15 protein-coding genes are annotated in these 16,708 nt (G+C 54.2%); 3 read left to right on the top strand and 12 right to left on the bottom strand.

Annotated elements, in window-relative coordinates; genetic code table 11:
- Nucleotides 1–80: 80 nt before the first annotated feature.
- Complete coding sequence (locus NYR02_RS12605) at nucleotides 81–1,115, bottom strand: NADP(H)-dependent aldo-keto reductase (protein ID WP_260976705.1); 1,035 nt, start codon at nucleotides 1,113–1,115, stop codon at nucleotides 81–83.
- 410 nt (nucleotides 1,116–1,525) lie between these two features.
- On the opposite strand from NYR02_RS12605, the gene NYR02_RS12610 reads away from it, so the two are divergent.
- Both NYR02_RS12610 and NYR02_RS12615 read left to right on the top strand, forming a co-directional pair.
- A complete protein-coding gene (locus NYR02_RS12610) occupies nucleotides 1,526–2,407 on the top strand; it encodes an SDR family oxidoreductase (RefSeq protein WP_260976706.1) in 882 nt (293 codons plus the stop codon).
- Between the two features lie 16 nt (nucleotides 2,408–2,423).
- Entirely contained in the window at nucleotides 2,424–3,593 is a 1,170-nt protein-coding gene (locus NYR02_RS12615; protein ID WP_260976707.1) for an acyl-CoA dehydrogenase family protein, read from the top strand.
- Between the two features lie 5 nt (nucleotides 3,594–3,598).
- On the opposite strand, the gene NYR02_RS12620 is transcribed toward NYR02_RS12615, so the two are convergent.
- Both NYR02_RS12620 and NYR02_RS12625 read right to left on the bottom strand, forming a co-directional pair.
- Nucleotides 3,599–4,198: a hypothetical protein gene (locus NYR02_RS12620; protein WP_260976708.1), complete on the bottom strand. Its 600-nt coding sequence runs from the start codon at nucleotides 4,196–4,198 to the stop codon at nucleotides 3,599–3,601.
- Nucleotides 4,199–4,271: 73 nt separating this feature from the next.
- Complete coding sequence (locus NYR02_RS12625; protein ID WP_260976709.1) at nucleotides 4,272–5,270, bottom strand: tetratricopeptide repeat protein; 999 nt, start codon at nucleotides 5,268–5,270, stop codon at nucleotides 4,272–4,274.
- Between the two features lie 335 nt (nucleotides 5,271–5,605).
- On the opposite strand from NYR02_RS12625, the gene NYR02_RS12630 reads away from it, so the two are divergent.
- Nucleotides 5,606–6,373, top strand: a complete 768-nt coding sequence (locus NYR02_RS12630; RefSeq protein ID WP_260976710.1) for a DUF6436 domain-containing protein — start codon at nucleotides 5,606–5,608, stop codon at nucleotides 6,371–6,373.
- On the opposite strand, the gene NYR02_RS12635 is transcribed toward NYR02_RS12630, so the two are convergent.
- The 9 genes from NYR02_RS12635 to trpA all read right to left on the bottom strand — a co-directional run bounded on the left by NYR02_RS12635 (nucleotide 6,370) and on the right by trpA (nucleotide 16,699).
- A complete protein-coding gene (locus tag NYR02_RS12635; protein ID WP_260976711.1) occupies nucleotides 6,370–8,424 on the bottom strand; it encodes a transglutaminase TgpA family protein in 2,055 nt (684 codons plus the stop codon). The two genes, NYR02_RS12630 and NYR02_RS12635, sit on opposite strands and share 4 nt — an antisense overlap.
- Entirely contained in the window at nucleotides 8,421–9,398 is a 978-nt protein-coding gene (locus NYR02_RS12640; RefSeq protein WP_260976712.1) for a DUF58 domain-containing protein, read from the bottom strand. Before NYR02_RS12640 ends, NYR02_RS12635 begins: the two co-directional genes overlap by 4 nt.
- Nucleotides 9,395–10,321: an AAA family ATPase gene (locus tag NYR02_RS12645; protein WP_260976713.1), complete on the bottom strand. Its 927-nt coding sequence runs from the start codon at nucleotides 10,319–10,321 to the stop codon at nucleotides 9,395–9,397. The genes NYR02_RS12640 and NYR02_RS12645 overlap by 4 nt, the downstream gene beginning before the upstream one ends.
- 216 nt (nucleotides 10,322–10,537) lie before the next feature.
- On the bottom strand, nucleotides 10,538–11,752 hold the full coding sequence (locus tag NYR02_RS12650) for an O-succinylhomoserine sulfhydrylase (protein ID WP_260976714.1): 1,215 nt from the start codon (nucleotides 11,750–11,752) through the stop codon (nucleotides 10,538–10,540).
- 73 nt (nucleotides 11,753–11,825) lie between these two features.
- Complete coding sequence (gene purF / locus NYR02_RS12655; RefSeq protein WP_260976715.1) at nucleotides 11,826–13,346, bottom strand: amidophosphoribosyltransferase; 1,521 nt, start codon at nucleotides 13,344–13,346, stop codon at nucleotides 11,826–11,828.
- Between the two features lie 30 nt (nucleotides 13,347–13,376).
- Nucleotides 13,377–13,871: a CvpA family protein gene (locus tag NYR02_RS12660; protein WP_260976716.1), complete on the bottom strand. Its 495-nt coding sequence runs from the start codon at nucleotides 13,869–13,871 to the stop codon at nucleotides 13,377–13,379.
- 146 nt (nucleotides 13,872–14,017) lie between these two features.
- A complete protein-coding gene (locus tag NYR02_RS12665; RefSeq protein ID WP_260976717.1) occupies nucleotides 14,018–14,572 on the bottom strand; it encodes an SPOR domain-containing protein in 555 nt (184 codons plus the stop codon).
- 35 nt (nucleotides 14,573–14,607) lie between these two features.
- Complete coding sequence (locus NYR02_RS12670; RefSeq protein ID WP_260976718.1) at nucleotides 14,608–15,891, bottom strand: bifunctional folylpolyglutamate synthase/dihydrofolate synthase; 1,284 nt, start codon at nucleotides 15,889–15,891, stop codon at nucleotides 14,608–14,610.
- 4 nt (nucleotides 15,892–15,895) lie between these two features.
- Nucleotides 15,896–16,699 carry a tryptophan synthase subunit alpha gene (trpA, locus tag NYR02_RS12675; RefSeq protein ID WP_260976719.1) on the bottom strand — a complete coding sequence of 268 codons (804 nt, stop codon included), beginning with the start codon at nucleotides 16,697–16,699 and terminating at the stop codon, nucleotides 15,896–15,898.
- Nucleotides 16,700–16,708 lie beyond the last annotated feature (9 nt).

Genomic DNA, 16,708 nt, shown 5'->3' on the forward strand with positions numbered 1-16,708 from the left:
AAGGACAAAACAGAGAAAAACGCCCGCAGATTATTCCACGGGCGTTTTCGTACGGCGCCTTAAAGGCAAAGTGTATTGAATCAGGGGCAAGGATTGGAATGCACTTTATGAATAGCATTAATGCGCTCAAGTATCTCCGCCGTTAATACCACATCCGACGAATCAATATTTTCCTGCAGCTGCGCCATGGTGGTTGCGCCAATAATATTCGAAGTGACAAAACCCTGCTGAGTAACAAAGGCCAGCGCCAGAGTCACCGGACTGATCCCCAGATCCGCTGCCAGGTCGACGTATTTCTGCACTGCCTGTTCCGCATGTTCGCCCTTATAACGGCTGAAACGTTCAAACAATGTAATGCGGCCTTCAGGCGGCAACTGGCCGTTCAGGTATTTACCACTCAGCACACCAAAGGCCAGCGGCGAATACGCTAATAAACCAACCTGTTCACGGTGAGAGACTTCCGCCAGGCCCACCTCGTAGCTACGGTTCAGCAGATTATAAGGATTCTGAACACTCAGAGGCCGTGCCCACTGATTCTGATCAGCGATCTGCAGCACTTTCATTGTGCCCCAGGCGGTTTCGTTGGACAGACCGTAATGGCGGATTTTGCCTTCGTGGATTAACTCCTGCAGCGCACTCAGCGTTTCTTCCAGCGGTGTTGTTTCCGCCTCCTGATGCTCATAGCCGAGCTTGCCAAAAAAGTTGGTTGGTCGTGCCGGCCAGTGCAGCTGATAGAGATCGATATAATCGGTCTGTAAACGTCGCAGGCTGCTTTCAACCGCTTCACGGATATGTGCGCGGGTCAGTTGCGGACCATTACGGATATGGGTCATCCAGTCGCCGGGGCCTGCCACTTTACTGGCCAGAATCACCTTGTCGCGATTTCCGCTTCTGGCAAACCAGCTGCCGATGTATTGCTCAGTGCGCCCCTGGGTTTCTCCCTTAGGCGGCACCGGATACATCTCAGCGGTATCGAAGAAGTTAATGCCACGCTCCAGCGCGTAATCCATTTGCTCATGCGCTTGGGCTTCTGTGTTTTGCTCACCCCAGGTCATGGTGCCCAGACAAAGTTTGGTCACCTGTAAATCGCTGTTACCTAATGGCTGTTTCTGCATCACGCCGTCCCCAATAGTGAATCAAAGAGCACATTATGCCGTTGCGGGTGGCCGCTGATAACCCTGAAGCGCTGAACACCCTATGCAGAAAATACTAACAGTCCACCTGCCGGACTTTCAGGACGCTTAAGGACTGATAGGAAAAACAATACAAAGATAACGGTATAAATAAATGCAATTGCCGCCGGACATTAGGAGGTTAATCTCCACGCTCTGTTTGCTTTGCAGCTCAGGCCATTGCGAAACTAACCAAGCCTCACACGGCCGCAACATGGATAACGGTATAAATGAAAACCGATGGCGACAACCAACCGTTGCCTACCAAGCACTTGCTTGGTAACTTCAAAAACCATAACGGTTCAAGTTCAGACTGACACAATCATCAATACACACCACGGGGAATGTTTTTTATGCCGTATCAATCCACGCTGCGCGCCGATATTTTCGCCGGTAAGACGCTGTTGGTATCTGGTGGAGGCAGCGGTATTGGCCGCTGCACAGCCCACGAGCTTGCTTCTTTAGGCGCAAACCTTGTGTTAATTGGCCGCAACGAAGAAAAACTGCAGAAAGTGCAGGCGGAAATCCAACAAGACGGTGGTCAGGCCTGTTATTACAGCCTCGACATCCGTGATGAAGACGCCGTTGTCAGCACCATTAATGCCATCGTGACTGAACACGGTCCGATTGCCGGCCTGTTTAATAATGCCGGAGGGCAGTTCCCTTCCCCGCTCGAATTTATTAATAAAAAAGGTTTTGAAGCGGTTTTGAATACCAACCTCACCGGCACGTTTCTGATGATGCGTGAAGTGTACCGCCAGTCGATGCAAAAACACGGCGGTGCCATCGTCAATATGACCGCTGACAATCTCAATGGCATGCCGGGCATGGGCCATTCCGGTGCCGCCCGCGCCGGGGTTGAAAACATCACCAAAACCGCCGCCTGGGAATGGGGTAAAAGCGGCGTACGGGTTAATGCCGTAGCGCCCGGGTGGGTCGCCTCCAGTGGCTTTGATACCTACAGCCCGGCAATGCAGAAAACCATCCGTAACCTGCGCCATCATGTACCGTTAAAGCGCATCGCTACCGAAGCAGAAATCAGTTCGGCCGTGTGCTTTTTATTAAGTGAAGGGGCGAATTTTATCAGCGGCGTCTGTCTGCGTGTCGATGGTGGTTCGTCGATGGGTTCAGCACCGGCCATTATTCCACTGCCGGATAAACCCGCCACCAACAGTGAATCTTTTAACGGTTTTCATCGTTATGAATTACCCGACGTGCTGAAAAACAATCAATAATGGATGGAGCCACAACATGCTGACTTTTGACTCACTGCGTTTAGCCAGCCCGTATTACAACGAACATCATGCTGAATGGCGCAGCCAGCTGCGTAAATTTGTCGAACGCGAAATCATGCCCAATGTTGATGAATGGGAGGAAGCCTGCGATCTCCCTCAATCCCTTTGGGATAAAGCCGCCGATGTGGGCCTGCTGCAATTAGGCTATCCGGAACAATACGGTGGCCTGAGTGAAGGCACCGATATTTTTCACACCATTGTGGCCGTCGAAGAACTCAACCGTACCGGTGCCGGAGGGATTTATGCCACGCTCATGGTGCATGGCATCGGTTTGCCACCGGTCGTTCATTTTGGCAGCGACTATTTAAAAGACATGGTTATTGCGCCAGTATTGCGCGGTGAAAAACACATTTCTCTGGCCATTACCGAACCCGGTGGTGGCTCAGACGTTGCCAACCTCAGCACCAGCGCGGTGCGTGATGGCGACGACTATATTATTAACGGCAGCAAAACCTTTATCACCGGTGGCATGCGCGCCGATTGGTATACCGTTGCAGTGCGCACCGGTGGCGAGGGGGTTGGCGGCATATCCATGATTCTTGTGCCGGCCGATGCCGCCGGTTTCAGCCGTACGCCATTAAATAAAAAGCAGGGCTGGTGGTGCTCCGATACCGCCACACTGTATTTTGATAACGTCCGCGTCCCAGCCAAAAATTTAATCGGCGGCGAAAATCAGGGCTTTATGCCCATTGTGCATAATTTTAATAATGAACGACTGGCATTAACCGCCGGTGCTCTCGCCAGTGCCAAAGTCTGTATCGAAGAAGCCGCCACTTGGGCAAAAGAGCGTAAAACCTTTGGTAAGCCACTCAGTAAACATCAGGTTATCCGCCACAAATTTGCCGAAATGGTGCGTCAGGTAAATGCAACTCAGGCGTATATGGACAGCTGCGCCTGGCAGATCCAGAACGGCAAAGCCAGACCCGCCGATATTGCCCTGTTAAAAGTACAGGCAACGATGGTGATGGAATTCTGCGCTCGCGAAGCATTGCAGATATTAGGCGGTGCCGGTTATATGCGTGGCTGTAAAAGTGAACGCATTTACCGCGAAGTGCGGGTTAATGCAATTGGCGGTGGTTCGGAAGAAATCATGCGCGATCTGGCCGCCCGTCAGCTCGGGCTTTAATCCGGTTATAAACCGACAGACGTCGTCCGGCTTAACTGCCGGCGGCGCAGCACAACAATCAGCATCAGCGCAATACAGGCCAGGGCAACGGTGAGCGGGAACAGTAATGTGATCCAGGAATAATGTTCCAGTGCTGCCACCACCAACACATTGCGCAATAAAAAGAGGGCAAAAAAACCGAGCGATTCTTTATGTGGCTGAAACCAGGCTTTACGCAATGTTGGGCCAAACCCCAACAAATCAACCGCCGTTAACACCACCACTGCCATCAGCGCGGATTCACTGAAAAACCACAATGGCAACGACGATAATGCCGCAATAAAAAACAACCAATCCATCGTTGTAATCGCCAGATCGCCGCGTTTCAAAAACGCCAGTAAGGCAATAAATAAGGTAACAGTCGCCGATAATCCTATCGCCCAGGCACCTGCTCCGCCGTTATCGGTGAGCTGCGCAAAAAACACCACCAGAGTGGTAATCCCCCAGATCACCCAGGAAAAAACATGGGCCTGCACGCGATTCGCCAACACATCTCGGATGTAGGGTAAAAATGCACTGAAAGTAATCAGCATCGCCGCCGCACTGGCGAATATTTTAAAAGACATACATTAACTCAGAGGCTAATAACTAAGGCCAAAAGAAAAAGAAATAAAAACCAAATACCAAGTCCATCTGGTTTCAGAATACATTCAGCGCAAATAACTGGCGCCGGTACTGATTCGCCAGTACCCGGTCCGGCAGGATATCGATTATTTCAATCAGCCGCGCCTGAACCCGCTGTCGCAGAGCCGCAGATGCTACCGGATTGCTCGTTTGCAGAAACGCCATCAGAACATCCAGCGCATCGCGGTAATCAGCCGCCGCGGCCAGCGCTGAGGCCAGTAGTAATGCGGTTTCTCCAACCTGATCGGCATCCTTACTGGCATTTGAGAAATGCGCTAACCGCTGGCGCAATGTGGCAATTTCATCAGAATGCGGTTCATGCTCAAGCAAGGCCAGACGCGCCTGCGCCTGCTGCACCCGGGGATCACGCAGCAGAGCGAACCCGGCATCCGCCAGCCATTGCTGCGCTTGCTGTAATAACCCGCGCCGTACAGCACTTCCCATGGGCTGCTGGCGTATGCCTGCCAGTACTGCATTCAACAAATCAGCCAGCACCTGGGCCAGCATACCTTCCTGTCCGGCGGTTGATGCATACACCTGCTGCAACCGCCGCATCGCCCTTTCGGCCTGCCCTGTTGCAAATGCCTGCTCTGCCTGACGCAACAGGTCACGCACCTGACGGATACGCAGATCCGGCGCAACCAGCCAGGGCTGAATAAAAGCGCGAATCTGCGGCTCACTCAGTGTCTGCTGAAAGCGATCAACCTCTTTTCCTTTCTGCAGCAACAATACCGCAGGCAAGCTGTGCACGGCAAAACGCTGCAGCAGTTCCGGCGATTGATCAGCATCCACTTTGAACAACAGCACCTGCCCCTGCAGCTCGCTCACCTGCTTCTCAAGCAGCGGCAATATCGCCCGGCATGGCGCGCACCAGCTGGCCCAGAAATCGAGCAATACCGGTACATCGCTGTGCAGCAGTTGCGCATCTGTTTGCCCGGACGATAACGAATAAATCCAGGGGCTGGATGCGGGCTGTGGCTGCGATGCACTCACTGGCAAAGAGGTATCGGTCATAAACTCTGAGTGATTAGGTAATAGAGTGCGTATCCTAACGATTCGGCCGCTAAATGCTATCCAGATTGCGCTGTAGCGACTACCTGACGCTGGGTAACCAATCAGATGAGCCTGAAACTATCTGATTGCCCGACACAACGCCGCCCCACCCCAGTCCTGCGCAAAAAGCAGAAGAAACAGACCATTGGATAACGGTATAAAGGCTAAAAGGAATAAATCCGCAAGATCCACCACCATAATCACTGCCCCTAATGCTCCGGCAGCGCAGGAAAAGCTCCTCGCGCATACGGTATACTGCCGGCCACACAACAATGGCGATCTGCGGAACCGGCCCTATGACTGCTCCTTCACACCAGACACACAAGCCAACGCAAAAGCCTGGCGATCATGCTGACTCTGCACCGTTTCATGGCCCAAATTCGGGCCATGCCACGACAGCCAGTTCGGCTAAAAACGTCTGGCTCGCCGTGCTGGTGAGCATTTGGTTAGCAGCAACAATGGCCGGGCTGTGGTGGTTTCAGCAGCAGAACGTCCGTCCGTTTGTCGCCGTCACAGACGATGCGCGCTTCTGGCAGGCCAGTCAGATCAATCAGATGCTGCAACCACTGCTGCTGCAATTACCGTCAAACCAAACGGCGCTGTCCGCGGCGAACCACCAGGTAACGCTGCTGCATTTCTGGAACCCCGATTGCCTGTGCAACCAGCTCAGTCAGCGCCATTTCGATGGTCTGATCAGCCAGTTTAAAGCCGATCAATTACGCATTATTGTGGTTGCCGCACCGGGCACCAGTGATGAGCAGTTGCAACAGTTCCGGCAGCTGAACGGCAGCCGAATGGAGGTTATACGTCAGCCACAAGGCATCGATTTGCCCCTGCCCAGCAGCCCGGCGCTGGCCCTGCTAAGCCCACAAGGTGAACTGGGTTACTTTGGCGCTTATGGTTTCGGCGCTCTTTGCACCGTCGCCAATGATGACTTCTTCCCGAATATCGTGCGCGAACTGAGCACAAAAGGTTACGGCCCGTTTGCCAATGTCGCTGGTGATGGCTGTTTCTGCGCCTGGCCACACGCCAGATCATCCGCAGAAGAAATAACGGCACGCTAACCGGCGCGCAACTGCCGCCGTATTTTCGCCAGCGAACGTATCAGCTGGTGCTGCTGTTGCTGTGCGCTGCGTGGGTCCGGCGGTGGCTGATAGAGCAACCGGTTAATCTCTGTCGCCAGCCACAGCAGTAAACTTTTCTGTTGTGGGCAATGCTGCGCCAGCCGCTGCAGGTAGTTGGCGGCCGTTTCACCCGGCTGCGGCTCGATACCCAACTTGCGGCCTTTGTCCTGCAATCGCTGCCAGCTGCGCATAAACGGCGACAACGGTGCCGGACGCTGCCGCCACCAGACAATCAGCGAAGCCAGCAGGAAGAAACCGCCAAAGCTGCCGCCCAGAACATAAAGTCCTTGTTTGTAGTCTTCCAGCCCCAGCCAGCCATTGAGAAAACTCTTCTGCCGCTTGCCGTCATACGACAACACCCACAGTTGCCAGTAATAATTCAGACTGTCCATCTGCAGGCGCAGCTGGTTTAACCAGCTGACGCCTTTAAAGCGATGCGGCGACAGCAGATTATCCTGCAGGAAGGTTCCTTCTTCAGCGACCGCACGTTCCAGCCCAAACTCAATACGCTGCGGCGCAACCGCCGCGGTCGGATCGACCCGTATCCACCCTTGTCCGCTGAGCCACACTTCCGTCCAGGCGTGGGCATCGTACTGACGCACGGTTAAATAACCGTCGGTGGCGTTCCATTCACCGCCCTGATAGCCGGACACCACCCGAGCCGGAATCCCTGCGGCACGAGCCAGGAATACAAGCGCACCAGCATAATGAGCACAGAAACCACGGCGCTGATTAAACAGAAAGTCGTCAATCTCCTCGCTGCCCATTACCGGTGGTTTCAGGGTGTAGTAAAAATCCTGCTCACGGAAATGGCGTAACAACCCATTGATGTAAGCGGCATCATCGCCAGCCTCTGCACGGCGCTGCTGCGCCCAGGCCAGCGCCTGCGGATTACGCTCGCGCGGCAGTTGCAGGTTCTGACGCTTTTCAAGTCCGGCCAATCCGTCTTCACTGATGCTGACCGAAGGCCAGGACAGCGCCTGATACCGTTTGCGTTCATGCAGCGGCCGCCTGGCAACCAGACGGTCATCCATGGTCATGCCGGTACGCTCTTCCTGAGCCGACACACCCCGCAGAGAAAACAGCCACTTTTCACCGGTGCTTTCCTGGATGATGTCGTAACGGATAAGCCCTTCTGCCTGCGCCGGGGGTTGCCAGCTTTGCGGATACCACTGCACCTCGGACGTCACGCCACTGGGCTGCCAGCGGCGACCATCGTAGTTATCCAGAATTAACGCACGCCAGTAAAGCTGATCACGGGCCGGTATCTGGCCATCGCTGAACGACACGCGAAAAGCCAGTTCATCAGATTGACTGAGCTCGGCAATATCACCCGGTGCCATTTCTGCCGACAAACCGGTTTTTGCCTTACCCGATTGCAACGCAATGCTCCACAACGGCGCCAGGCGCGGAAACAGCAGATACAGCACCAGCATCAGCGGCAGCGACATCAACAGAATACCGGCCGCCAGCTTTGCCGCCCGGCGGCTGCGCCGTACACTGCCAGCATCGCGGGTAAAACTGTTCTGATGCAACGCAACCAGGGCGCTGGTCAGCAACCATACCGTCAGAATGCCGTATAAACCCGTCAGAAGGCCCTGATCAAACAGAAAGCCGGTACCGAGCAGAAAATACCCCAGAAAAATCACCACATAACCGTCACGGCGACTGCGCATTTCCAGCAGTTTGAGCAGGCAGGCAGCAATCAGAAATGCCGCAGCACTCTCCAGCGTGAAGGTTTTATCAAACGCTACGATCACCGCAGCCGACGCCGCAACAACCGCCACCGCCTTGGCCCAGCGATTGGGGTAGGACAAACGGCCAAGATGGGTCAGGCCGCGCCAGATAAGAACAAACAGCGCCAGCCCCCACATCCATAGCGGCAGATGCTGTGAATGTGGCAACAACGCGGCGACATTACTGCCCAGCAGCCAGAACAAGGCGCTGCGCGGAATCTGCAGATCGGTATTGGAATAACGGTTGGCGCTCATCGCTCACCTCCGTCAAAGCCATGCAGAGCCAGCGCTTCCAGACAGCGATCACGATGGCCATCGCTGTGATCCGGGGCAATGTCTTTACCTGGCAGCCGCAGGCCATAACGCCAGCCGAGCTGATGCGCCTGCAACACCCAGCCACACAACCGCGACAATCTTACTTCGGTTGTCTGCGGTGCCAGCACATCCCAGTCAAGCCAGCAGGTTGCGCCTTCGTCATGGTCAAAGTCTTTGCTAACCAGACCTTTGCCGCGGGCCAGCTGTTTCCAGGCAATCTGGCGCATGGAGTCGCCGGGTTGGTAATTACGCAGCCCCTGAAAATCCTGCTGACCGGACACGGTCGACGGTGCGCCAATGAGCTGATCGCCCTGCTCGCCATTGGCAAACACAAAGGGCACGGTTTCCGGCCTGGGGTAAACCAGTGCATTAAAGTCGAGTTTCACCCAGGTCCAGGTATTGAACAGGCCCAGCGGAAAACGCGAATCCAGACGCAGACGTTCGGCCTGCAGCGGGCCACGTTTGGCCGTACGAAAACTCAGTGCCAGCGTGCGGGTTTGCGCGGTATCGACGTCCGTCAGCTGGGACGGATTGTCGGGAAAACCCAGCAACAACGCTTCGTGGTAGCGTTTTTTTGCCGCCGTTAAACGCAGCGGTAATTCAATCACATCACCGGCAAAACAGGGATACGCGCGCCCGGCAGCCAGCGTCAGTCCGGACAGATTGCGAAAGGTAAACATCATCGCCGCCAGCGACACACTGAACAGCCAGAACGTCAGGCCGTAAATCAGGCTGTTCTGGTAGTTAATCGCGGTGAGCAACAACACAATCAACAGCAGCGTGAACAAAAACCCGGTGCGCGTCGGCAGGATAAAAATGGATTTATGATTAAGCGTTACCTGAGGCGCGGGCGGAATGCGCCGGTCGAGCCAACGCTTCCAGCGCTCACGCCAGCGCCCGGTCAATGACGTCATACCAGAACCGGCACCGAATTCAGAATACGCTGCGATACGCTGTGTGCCCCGCCATCTGCGGCCTCAGCCAGACGATGATCCACCACTGCGGGTAATACCGCCTGAATATCTTCCGGCAACAAATGCTGACGATTGCCATCCACCAGAGCCCAGGCTTTGGCGCTGCGTAACAGCGCCAGCGCGCCACGCGGTGACAGACCATACTGGTAGCCACCTTCGTAGCGGGTAAAGGCGATGATGCGCTGCACATAATCCAGCACGCTGGCCGAGGCCTGCACGTTATTTACCTGCTGCTGTAATTGTGCCAGTTCCTGCGTGCTCAGCATCGCTTGCAGATTGCTGGCCATGGTACGGCGGTCGCGGCCTTCGAGTAATTCACGCTCGGCTTTTTCGTTCGGGTAGCCCAACTGAATACGCATTAAAAAACGGTCAAGCTGTGATTCCGGCAGTGGAAACGTCCCCGATTGTGATACCGGGTTTTGCGTGGCGATGACAAAAAACGGCAGCGGCAATGGCCGGGTTTCCCCTTCGACCGTTACCTGACCTTCTTCCATCGCCTCCAGCAGCGCACTTTGCGCCTTAGGCGTTGCCCGGTTAATTTCATCCGCCAGTAACAGCTGGGTAAATACCGGCCCCGGATGAAAACGGAAACGGCCAACATCGGAGCCCACTTCGCGCTCAAAAATACTGACGCCAAGAATATCCGCCGGTAATAAATCGGAGGTGAACTGAATGCGGTTATATTTCAGCCCTAACACACCCGCTAAAGCATGTGACAACGTGGTTTTTCCCATTCCGGGCAAATCTTCGATCAACAGATGACCACGGGCCAGCAGGCAACTGAGTGCCAGCTTGAGCTGCTCTTCTTTACCAAGAATGACAGCACTGAGCTGCTCCAGCGCACGTTGAATCGGAGTGGTCATGGCGGTTCCTGTTACTGCGATAAATAAAACCCAAGCATAAGTGACTCGCCGTCACAGGGAAATGGGCAGACACTCAGGCTGAGGAAAGAAGCACAGTATCGCGCGTAAAGAATGGTCAGGCCGACCGTTGTGCGGAAAACAGACAAAAAAAACGGGTACTGCCTGCGCAGCACCCGTTTTCTATATCCATTGTTCAGGTCCGGTCAGAACAGCTATTTATAAAGCATCCAGACCGCGCGCCAGATCACGCTGAATATCAGCAATATTCTCCAGACCCACAGCAACACGCAGTAAAGCCTGAGAAATACCGGCCTTCTGCCGCTCTTCTTCACTCAGACGACCATGCGTGGTAGTGCCCGGATGAGTGATGGTGGTTTTTACATCGCCGAGGTTGGCGGTAATAGAAATCATGCGGGTGGCGTCCACCACCTGCCAGGCTTCATCACGACCACCGGTCACTTCAAACGATAAAACACCACCAAAACCACTTTGCTGTTTTTTCGCCAAAACGTAGCCCGGATGATTTTCCAGGCCGCAATAATTCACGGTTTTAACGTTAGGATGCTGTTGCAGCCATTGCGCCAGCTGCAGTGCATTTTCACTGTGCGCTTTCATGCGCAGCGACAGGGTTTCCAGACCTTTGGTAAATACCCAGGCATTAAACGGACTCATGGTCGGGCCCGCTGAACGCAGCACACCAACAACAGGTTCAATCAGTTCTGCCGAACCAACAACCGCACCGCCAACACAGCGCCCCTGACCATCGATGTATTTAGTTGCAGAATGCACCACCAGATCTGCGCCCCACTGCAAGGGTCTTTGCAGGGCCGGAGTACAGAAGCAGTTATCAACTACAAATAAAGCGTTAGCCGCTTTAGCGATTGCAGCAATGCCTTCCAGATCAGCCACGTCATTCAATGGATTGGATGGGGATTCCAGAAAAAATAACCGCGTATTTTCCCGGGTTTTATTTTTCCAGTCATTCAGATCCAGCAAGTCGACATAATCGATCGACACATTAAATTTACGCAGGAATTTTTCGAACAGCATAATGGTGCTGCCGAACACACTGGCCGAACACAAAACGTGATCACCGGCTTTCAGGTGAGCCAGCGCCACGGCATAAATGGCGGCCATACCTGAGGATGTTGCCGCACAGGCTTCACCACCTTCCAACGCAGCCAAACGGTCTTCAAAAGTGCGTACGGTTGGATTGGTGTAACGTGAATACACGTTACCCGCCGATTCACCGGCAAAACGTGCTGCCGCTTCCGCCGCAGAATTAAATACATAACTACTGGTTGGAAAAATCGCTTCCGAGTGCTCACATTCGGCACTGCGTACCTGACCGGCGCGCACCGCCAGAGTCTCGAAGGCACAGCCTTCGAGATCTGACTGATAACGATCATTAAATTGCGAAAAATCTTTCATATCGCACCTGTTTTTCAGGGCCCTGTTTAAGAATCCAACCTCAGAATTCAGTTTCAGGGCTCAGGATTCAGTTTCAGGACTCAGTTTCGTTGTGCAGATCAATGGCAACATTAGCCACCGCCGCGCGCTTGCCTTTGCTGGCATCGTTACGCAGCTGTGACAAACGATCGAAGTACGCTTCGTTAATATCGCCGGTTACGTATTCACCGGTAAATACCGAGCAATCGAACGAACGCACTTCGGTTTTACTGCCTTCCAGACAGGCACTGATCAGATCATCCAGATCCTGATACACCAGCCAATCGGCGCCGATTTCTTTGGCAATGTCATCGGTGCTGCGGCCATGGGCGATAAATTCTTCTTTCGCCGGCATATCAATACCGTATACGTTCGGGTAACGCACAGCAGGAGCGGCGGAAGCAAAGTAAACTTTGTTGGCACCGGCTTCTCGCGCCATTTCAATAATCTGTTCGCAGGTTGTTCCGCGCACGATGGAATCATCAACCAGTAGCACATTTTTACCGCGGAATTCCAGATCCAGCGCGTTCAGCTTTTGCTTAACCGATTTTTTACGCTGCTGTTGCCCCGGCATAATAAATGTGCGGCCGATGTAGCGGTTTTTCATAAAACCTTCGCGGTATTTCACGCCCAGTTTATTCGCCAGTTCCAGTGCCGAAGAACGGCTGGTATCCGGAATCGGAATAACCACATCAATATCGTGTTCAGGATGCTCGCGCATGATTTTTTCGGCGAGTTTTTCGCCCATGCGTAAACGCGCTTTATACACCGCAATACCATCAATGATGGAATCCGGGCGGGCAAAATAAACATGTTCAAAAATACAAGGCGTCAGCGAGGTGTTTTCGGCACACTGCTGGGTAAATAACTCGCCCTGTTCGGTAATCACAATAGCTTCGCCCGGAGCAATATCACGCTCCAGCTTAAAGCCCAGCGCATCGAGGGAAACAGACTCAGACGCCACCATATATTCAGGACCCTGATCGGTTTCACGACGGCCAAAAATAGCCGGGCGGATACCGTGCGGATCACGGAAAGCGACAATACCGTAGCCACTGATCATAGCCACCACAGCATAGCCACCACGGATACGGCGATGTACTTTTTCAACGGCTTTGAAAATAACTTCAGGCGATGGCTGCAGTTGTTTTTGCTCCTGCAACTCGTGCGCAAAAATATTCAGCAGCACTTCAGAATCGGACGTCGTGTTGATATGACGCAGATCTTCACGGTAAATATCTTCCGCCAGCTGCTCGGTATTGGTCAGGTTGCCGTTGTGCGCCAGCGTAATTCCGTAAGGTGAGTTGACATAAAACGGCTGCGCTTCAGCGGAGCTGGAGCTGCCAGCGGTTGGATAACGCACATGGCCGATACCCATATTGCCGGTCAGACGCTGCATGTGACGGGTCCGAAACACGTCGCTGACCAGACCGTTATCCTTACGCAGAAACAGCTTATTCTCAAAGCTGGTAACAATACCGGCAGCGTCCTGACCACGATGTTGCAACACCGTCAGGGCATCATAGATGGCCTGATTAACATGGGTTTTAGCAACGATCCCCACAATTCCGCACATGCGCGTATAACCTCAGCTGAAACTAAAAAACTAATGGGTAAGAGACATCACCTGATCGGCAGCACCCGGCAGCGTTTTACGCGCCCAGTCAGCCAGCGTGGTCAGATGAGGGATAAAGACAGAGTCCTGCCACCAGGCATCCTGGGGCACTAACGTAAACTGCAGGCCGTACACGATGGCAACCAGCACCACCAGGCCACGGATAAGACCGAACACCATACCGAATACCCGGTCGGTGCCGCCCAGCCCGGTCATGCGCACCATTTCAACCAACAGATGATTGATCATGGCGCCAATGGTGACGGTACCGGCGAATAAAATAACAAAGGCAAGAATCCAGCGCACCGAGTTGGTTTCTACCACACCGGCCAATAACGTCGCGAGGTTGCCGCTGAACAGACGGGCAATAATAAAGGCTGCAATCCAGCTGGCCAGAGACAGAGCTTCCTTGACGAAGCCACGTTTCAGACTGATCAGACTCGACACCGCCAGTACGGCCAGTATCACCCAATCAATTACCGCCATTGATCGCCCCGGAGCTGGAAATTAGAAAGCGCGCAGTATACCAAAGCGGCTCGCTGAAGAAAGCAGTACTTGGCCTGAGGCGCTGAAGTTACATGCGTTCGGGCTTCGCCAGTCAGGGATAAAACCGGCAAACAAGCATGACTGACTCAGGATTCCGCGCGGTAGCGCTTGATATGAATATCCTGCTGCTTCAGCTCTTTGCGCAGCTGCTTTTGCAGGGTTTCAATCTGGCTGCGCTGCAACTCCGGCCCGACGTAAACGCGGGTCAGTTTATCGGTTGTAAATTCCTGGGTATACGCCTTGTAGCCTTTGGCGCGTAGCTGATCGCGCAAGGCAAAAGCGTTTTTTTGTTCCGAGAAGGCACCGAGCTGCAGCGTCCAGGCATAAGGCAGCTGATTGCTGTCGAGCTCTGTACGGTCGCTTTGCCCACGCGGTGGTGCCGGGTCGTTCTGTTCAACCACGTCCATTTCCGGCAGCGCAATCTGTGCGGCGGCCTCACCGGAGGCCAGCTGCTCTAACTCAATACGCACTTTGCGTTCATCTTCGATGCGCGACCATTCCGGCATATCAGGCATGGGCGGAATATCACTTTGTAACGCCAACTGACTGCGCGAGCCATCTAGCACAATCGGCAAAGCAATGGCAACGGCCACGACCGTAACAAAAGCACCAAGGATGCGTTTTTTCAGATGCTGTTCCATTTATCCTTCCATTAACCGCAGTGTTGCCCGGCCCGTTATCCTGTCTGTTGATTGCGCCATTGCGGCCCCTGCTGTTGCATCCATTCCAGCGCCGCTTCCACGGTATAGAAAGATCCGCACACCAGCCAATGACCACGATCCGGCAATGCATTCAGTGCTGCCGCCACCGAATCGAAGCAATAAACGGCTTTTCCGGTTAAAACCTCAGCCCGCTCCAGCAGTTGCTCACCACGCAGAGCACGAGGCCCTTCCAGACCGGCCAAAAACCAGTGATCCGTTACCGGCAAAGCCTGAACCACCTCATTGACCGGTTTATCGCTCAACATGCCGAGGATAATGCCATCAACGTCTGCCAGCTGCGAGCCGACATAAGCCGCCGCCTGTTCGTTATGCGCCACATCCAGTGTCAGTTGCAGAGCCTGATCACCCGACCCGCGCACATAACGCTGCAATCGTCCGGCAACCTGCAACTCGCTGATAACCTGCGCCACCACCGCCTGAGCTGGCAAACGACCGAGCAAGGCCAGCGTCTGCACCGCAGTCGCCACGTTGTGATAAGGAATATTCGCGGCCGGCAATAGCCAGGATTGTTGCTCATCATTCAGCACAAAACGCAGCGCCAGACCCTGTGGTGTTGGCTCTATAAAAAAGTCTTGGTCGCGACAGAGCCACTGCGCGCCAATATTTTCAGCCGTGGCTCTGGCCGTTAATGGCGGATTAGGCTGACCGCATACCAACGCCTTACCAGCACGGGCAATACTGACTTTTTCATACGCAATCTGTTCAACCGTATCACCCAGCCAGGCCTGATGATCAAGGCCGATACTGGTCACCACGGAAATATCCGGATCAACCATATTGACCGCATCCAGACGCCCGCCCAGACCAATTTCCAGCACACAGGCATCAACCTGTTGCTGCTGAAACCAGTTCAGCGCGGCCAGCGTACCAAACTCAAAATAGGTCAGACTGGTATCACCACGCTCTGCCTCGACCGCGCGGAAGCTGGCGCACAGATCGTCATCCGACACTTCTGCGCCATTGAGCATCACGCGCTCGTTGTAACGACGGATATGCGGCGACGAATAAACCCCGACATTCAGCCCCTGCTCGCGCAGCAAAGCGGCCAGCAATGCCGAGGTTGTGCCCTTACCATTGGTGCCGCCAACCAGAATCACCAGCGGCGCCGGGCGCAGACAGCCAAGCCGCTCACCCACGGCCTGTACCCGCGCAAGACCCAGATCGATCTCGCTTGGGTGCATGGATTCCAGTCGCTGCAACCACTGCTCAAGGCCGGCGGTCTGAACATCAAAGCTCATACGTTCAGGCATCCAGCGCCGTGCGCATACTGCCAACCAGAGCGGATACCGCATCCTGCGCCGCTTTGGCGTTATCAGCGTTAGCCGCAATCAGGTTAACGATGGCAGAACCGACAATCACGCCATCACAGACCTTACTGACGGCCGCTGCGGTTTCGCCGGTATTGATACCGAAACCCACGCCAACCGGGATAGAAACATGCTTGCGGATACGTTCCAGATTGCGCGCAACGTCATCGACATCCAGCGCTTTAGAACCGGTTACACCTTTCAGCGATACGTAGTAGACATAGCCGCTGCCGGCATGGCCGATACGCTCAATACGCTCATCTTTGGTGGTCGGCGCGATCAGGTAGATCATGTCGAGATCGCGGGATTTGAAGAACCCCTCAACATCCACCGCTTCTTCCGGTGGCAGATCAACCATCAGTACACCATCAACACCGGCTTCAACCGCAGCGGCGGCAAAGGTTTCGTAGCCCATGCGCTCAACCGGATTCAGATAGCCCATCAGCACAATGGGCGTGCTGCTGTTGGTTATACGGAATTCCGCCACCATCGCCAGCACATCGTGCAGTGAGGTGTTGTGCGCCAGCGCGCGTTCACAGGCCAGCTGAATGGTCGGGCCATCCGCCATCGGATCGGAAAACGGCACACCCAGTTCAATGATGTCGGCACCGGCATTAACCAGTGCGTGCATCATAGGTACGGTTGCGTCTTTCTGTGGGTCGCCAGCGGTAATATAGGGAATCAGCGCTTTTTTACCCTGAGCTTCCAGGCTGGCAAATGCATTTTTAATACGGGACATCTCAGTCTC

Origin of the sequence: Thalassolituus pacificus, assembly GCF_025318105.1 — a bacterium.
GTDB lineage: Bacteria > Pseudomonadota > Gammaproteobacteria > Pseudomonadales > Oceanobacteraceae > Venatoribacter > Venatoribacter pacificus.

What these genes read in the sequence shown, in the direction of transcription:
- NYR02_RS12615 (WP_260976707.1), top strand. Translation starts at nt 2,424, where the DNA reads ATGCTGACTTTTGACTCACTGCGTTTAGCCAGCCCGTATTACAACGAA.
- NYR02_RS12620 (WP_260976708.1), bottom strand. Translation starts at nt 4,198, where the DNA reads ATGTCTTTTAAAATATTCGCCAGTGCGGCGGCGATGCTGATTACTTTC.
- NYR02_RS12640 (WP_260976712.1), bottom strand. Translation starts at nt 9,398, where the DNA reads ATGACGTCATTGACCGGGCGCTGGCGTGAGCGCTGGAAGCGTTGGCTC.
- trpA (WP_260976719.1), bottom strand. Translation starts at nt 16,699, where the DNA reads ATGTCCCGTATTAAAAATGCATTTGCCAGCCTGGAAGCTCAGGGTAAA.
- NYR02_RS12635 (WP_260976711.1), bottom strand. Translation starts at nt 8,424, where the DNA reads ATGAGCGCCAACCGTTATTCCAATACCGATCTGCAGATTCCGCGCAGC.
- NYR02_RS12665 (WP_260976717.1), bottom strand. Translation starts at nt 14,572, where the DNA reads ATGGAACAGCATCTGAAAAAACGCATCCTTGGTGCTTTTGTTACGGTC.
- NYR02_RS12625 (WP_260976709.1), bottom strand. Translation starts at nt 5,270, where the DNA reads ATGACCGATACCTCTTTGCCAGTGAGTGCATCGCAGCCACAGCCCGCA.
- NYR02_RS12610 (WP_260976706.1), top strand. Translation starts at nt 1,526, where the DNA reads ATGCCGTATCAATCCACGCTGCGCGCCGATATTTTCGCCGGTAAGACG.
- NYR02_RS12670 (WP_260976718.1), bottom strand. Translation starts at nt 15,891, where the DNA reads ATGAGCTTTGATGTTCAGACCGCCGGCCTTGAGCAGTGGTTGCAGCGA.
- NYR02_RS12645 (WP_260976713.1), bottom strand. Translation starts at nt 10,321, where the DNA reads ATGACCACTCCGATTCAACGTGCGCTGGAGCAGCTCAGTGCTGTCATT.
- NYR02_RS12660 (WP_260976716.1), bottom strand. Translation starts at nt 13,871, where the DNA reads ATGGCGGTAATTGATTGGGTGATACTGGCCGTACTGGCGGTGTCGAGT.
- NYR02_RS12605 (WP_260976705.1), bottom strand. Translation starts at nt 1,115, where the DNA reads ATGCAGAAACAGCCATTAGGTAACAGCGATTTACAGGTGACCAAACTT.
- NYR02_RS12650 (WP_260976714.1), bottom strand. Translation starts at nt 11,752, where the DNA reads ATGAAAGATTTTTCGCAATTTAATGATCGTTATCAGTCAGATCTCGAA.
- NYR02_RS12630 (WP_260976710.1), top strand. Translation starts at nt 5,606, where the DNA reads ATGACTGCTCCTTCACACCAGACACACAAGCCAACGCAAAAGCCTGGC.
- purF (WP_260976715.1), bottom strand. Translation starts at nt 13,346, where the DNA reads ATGTGCGGAATTGTGGGGATCGTTGCTAAAACCCATGTTAATCAGGCC.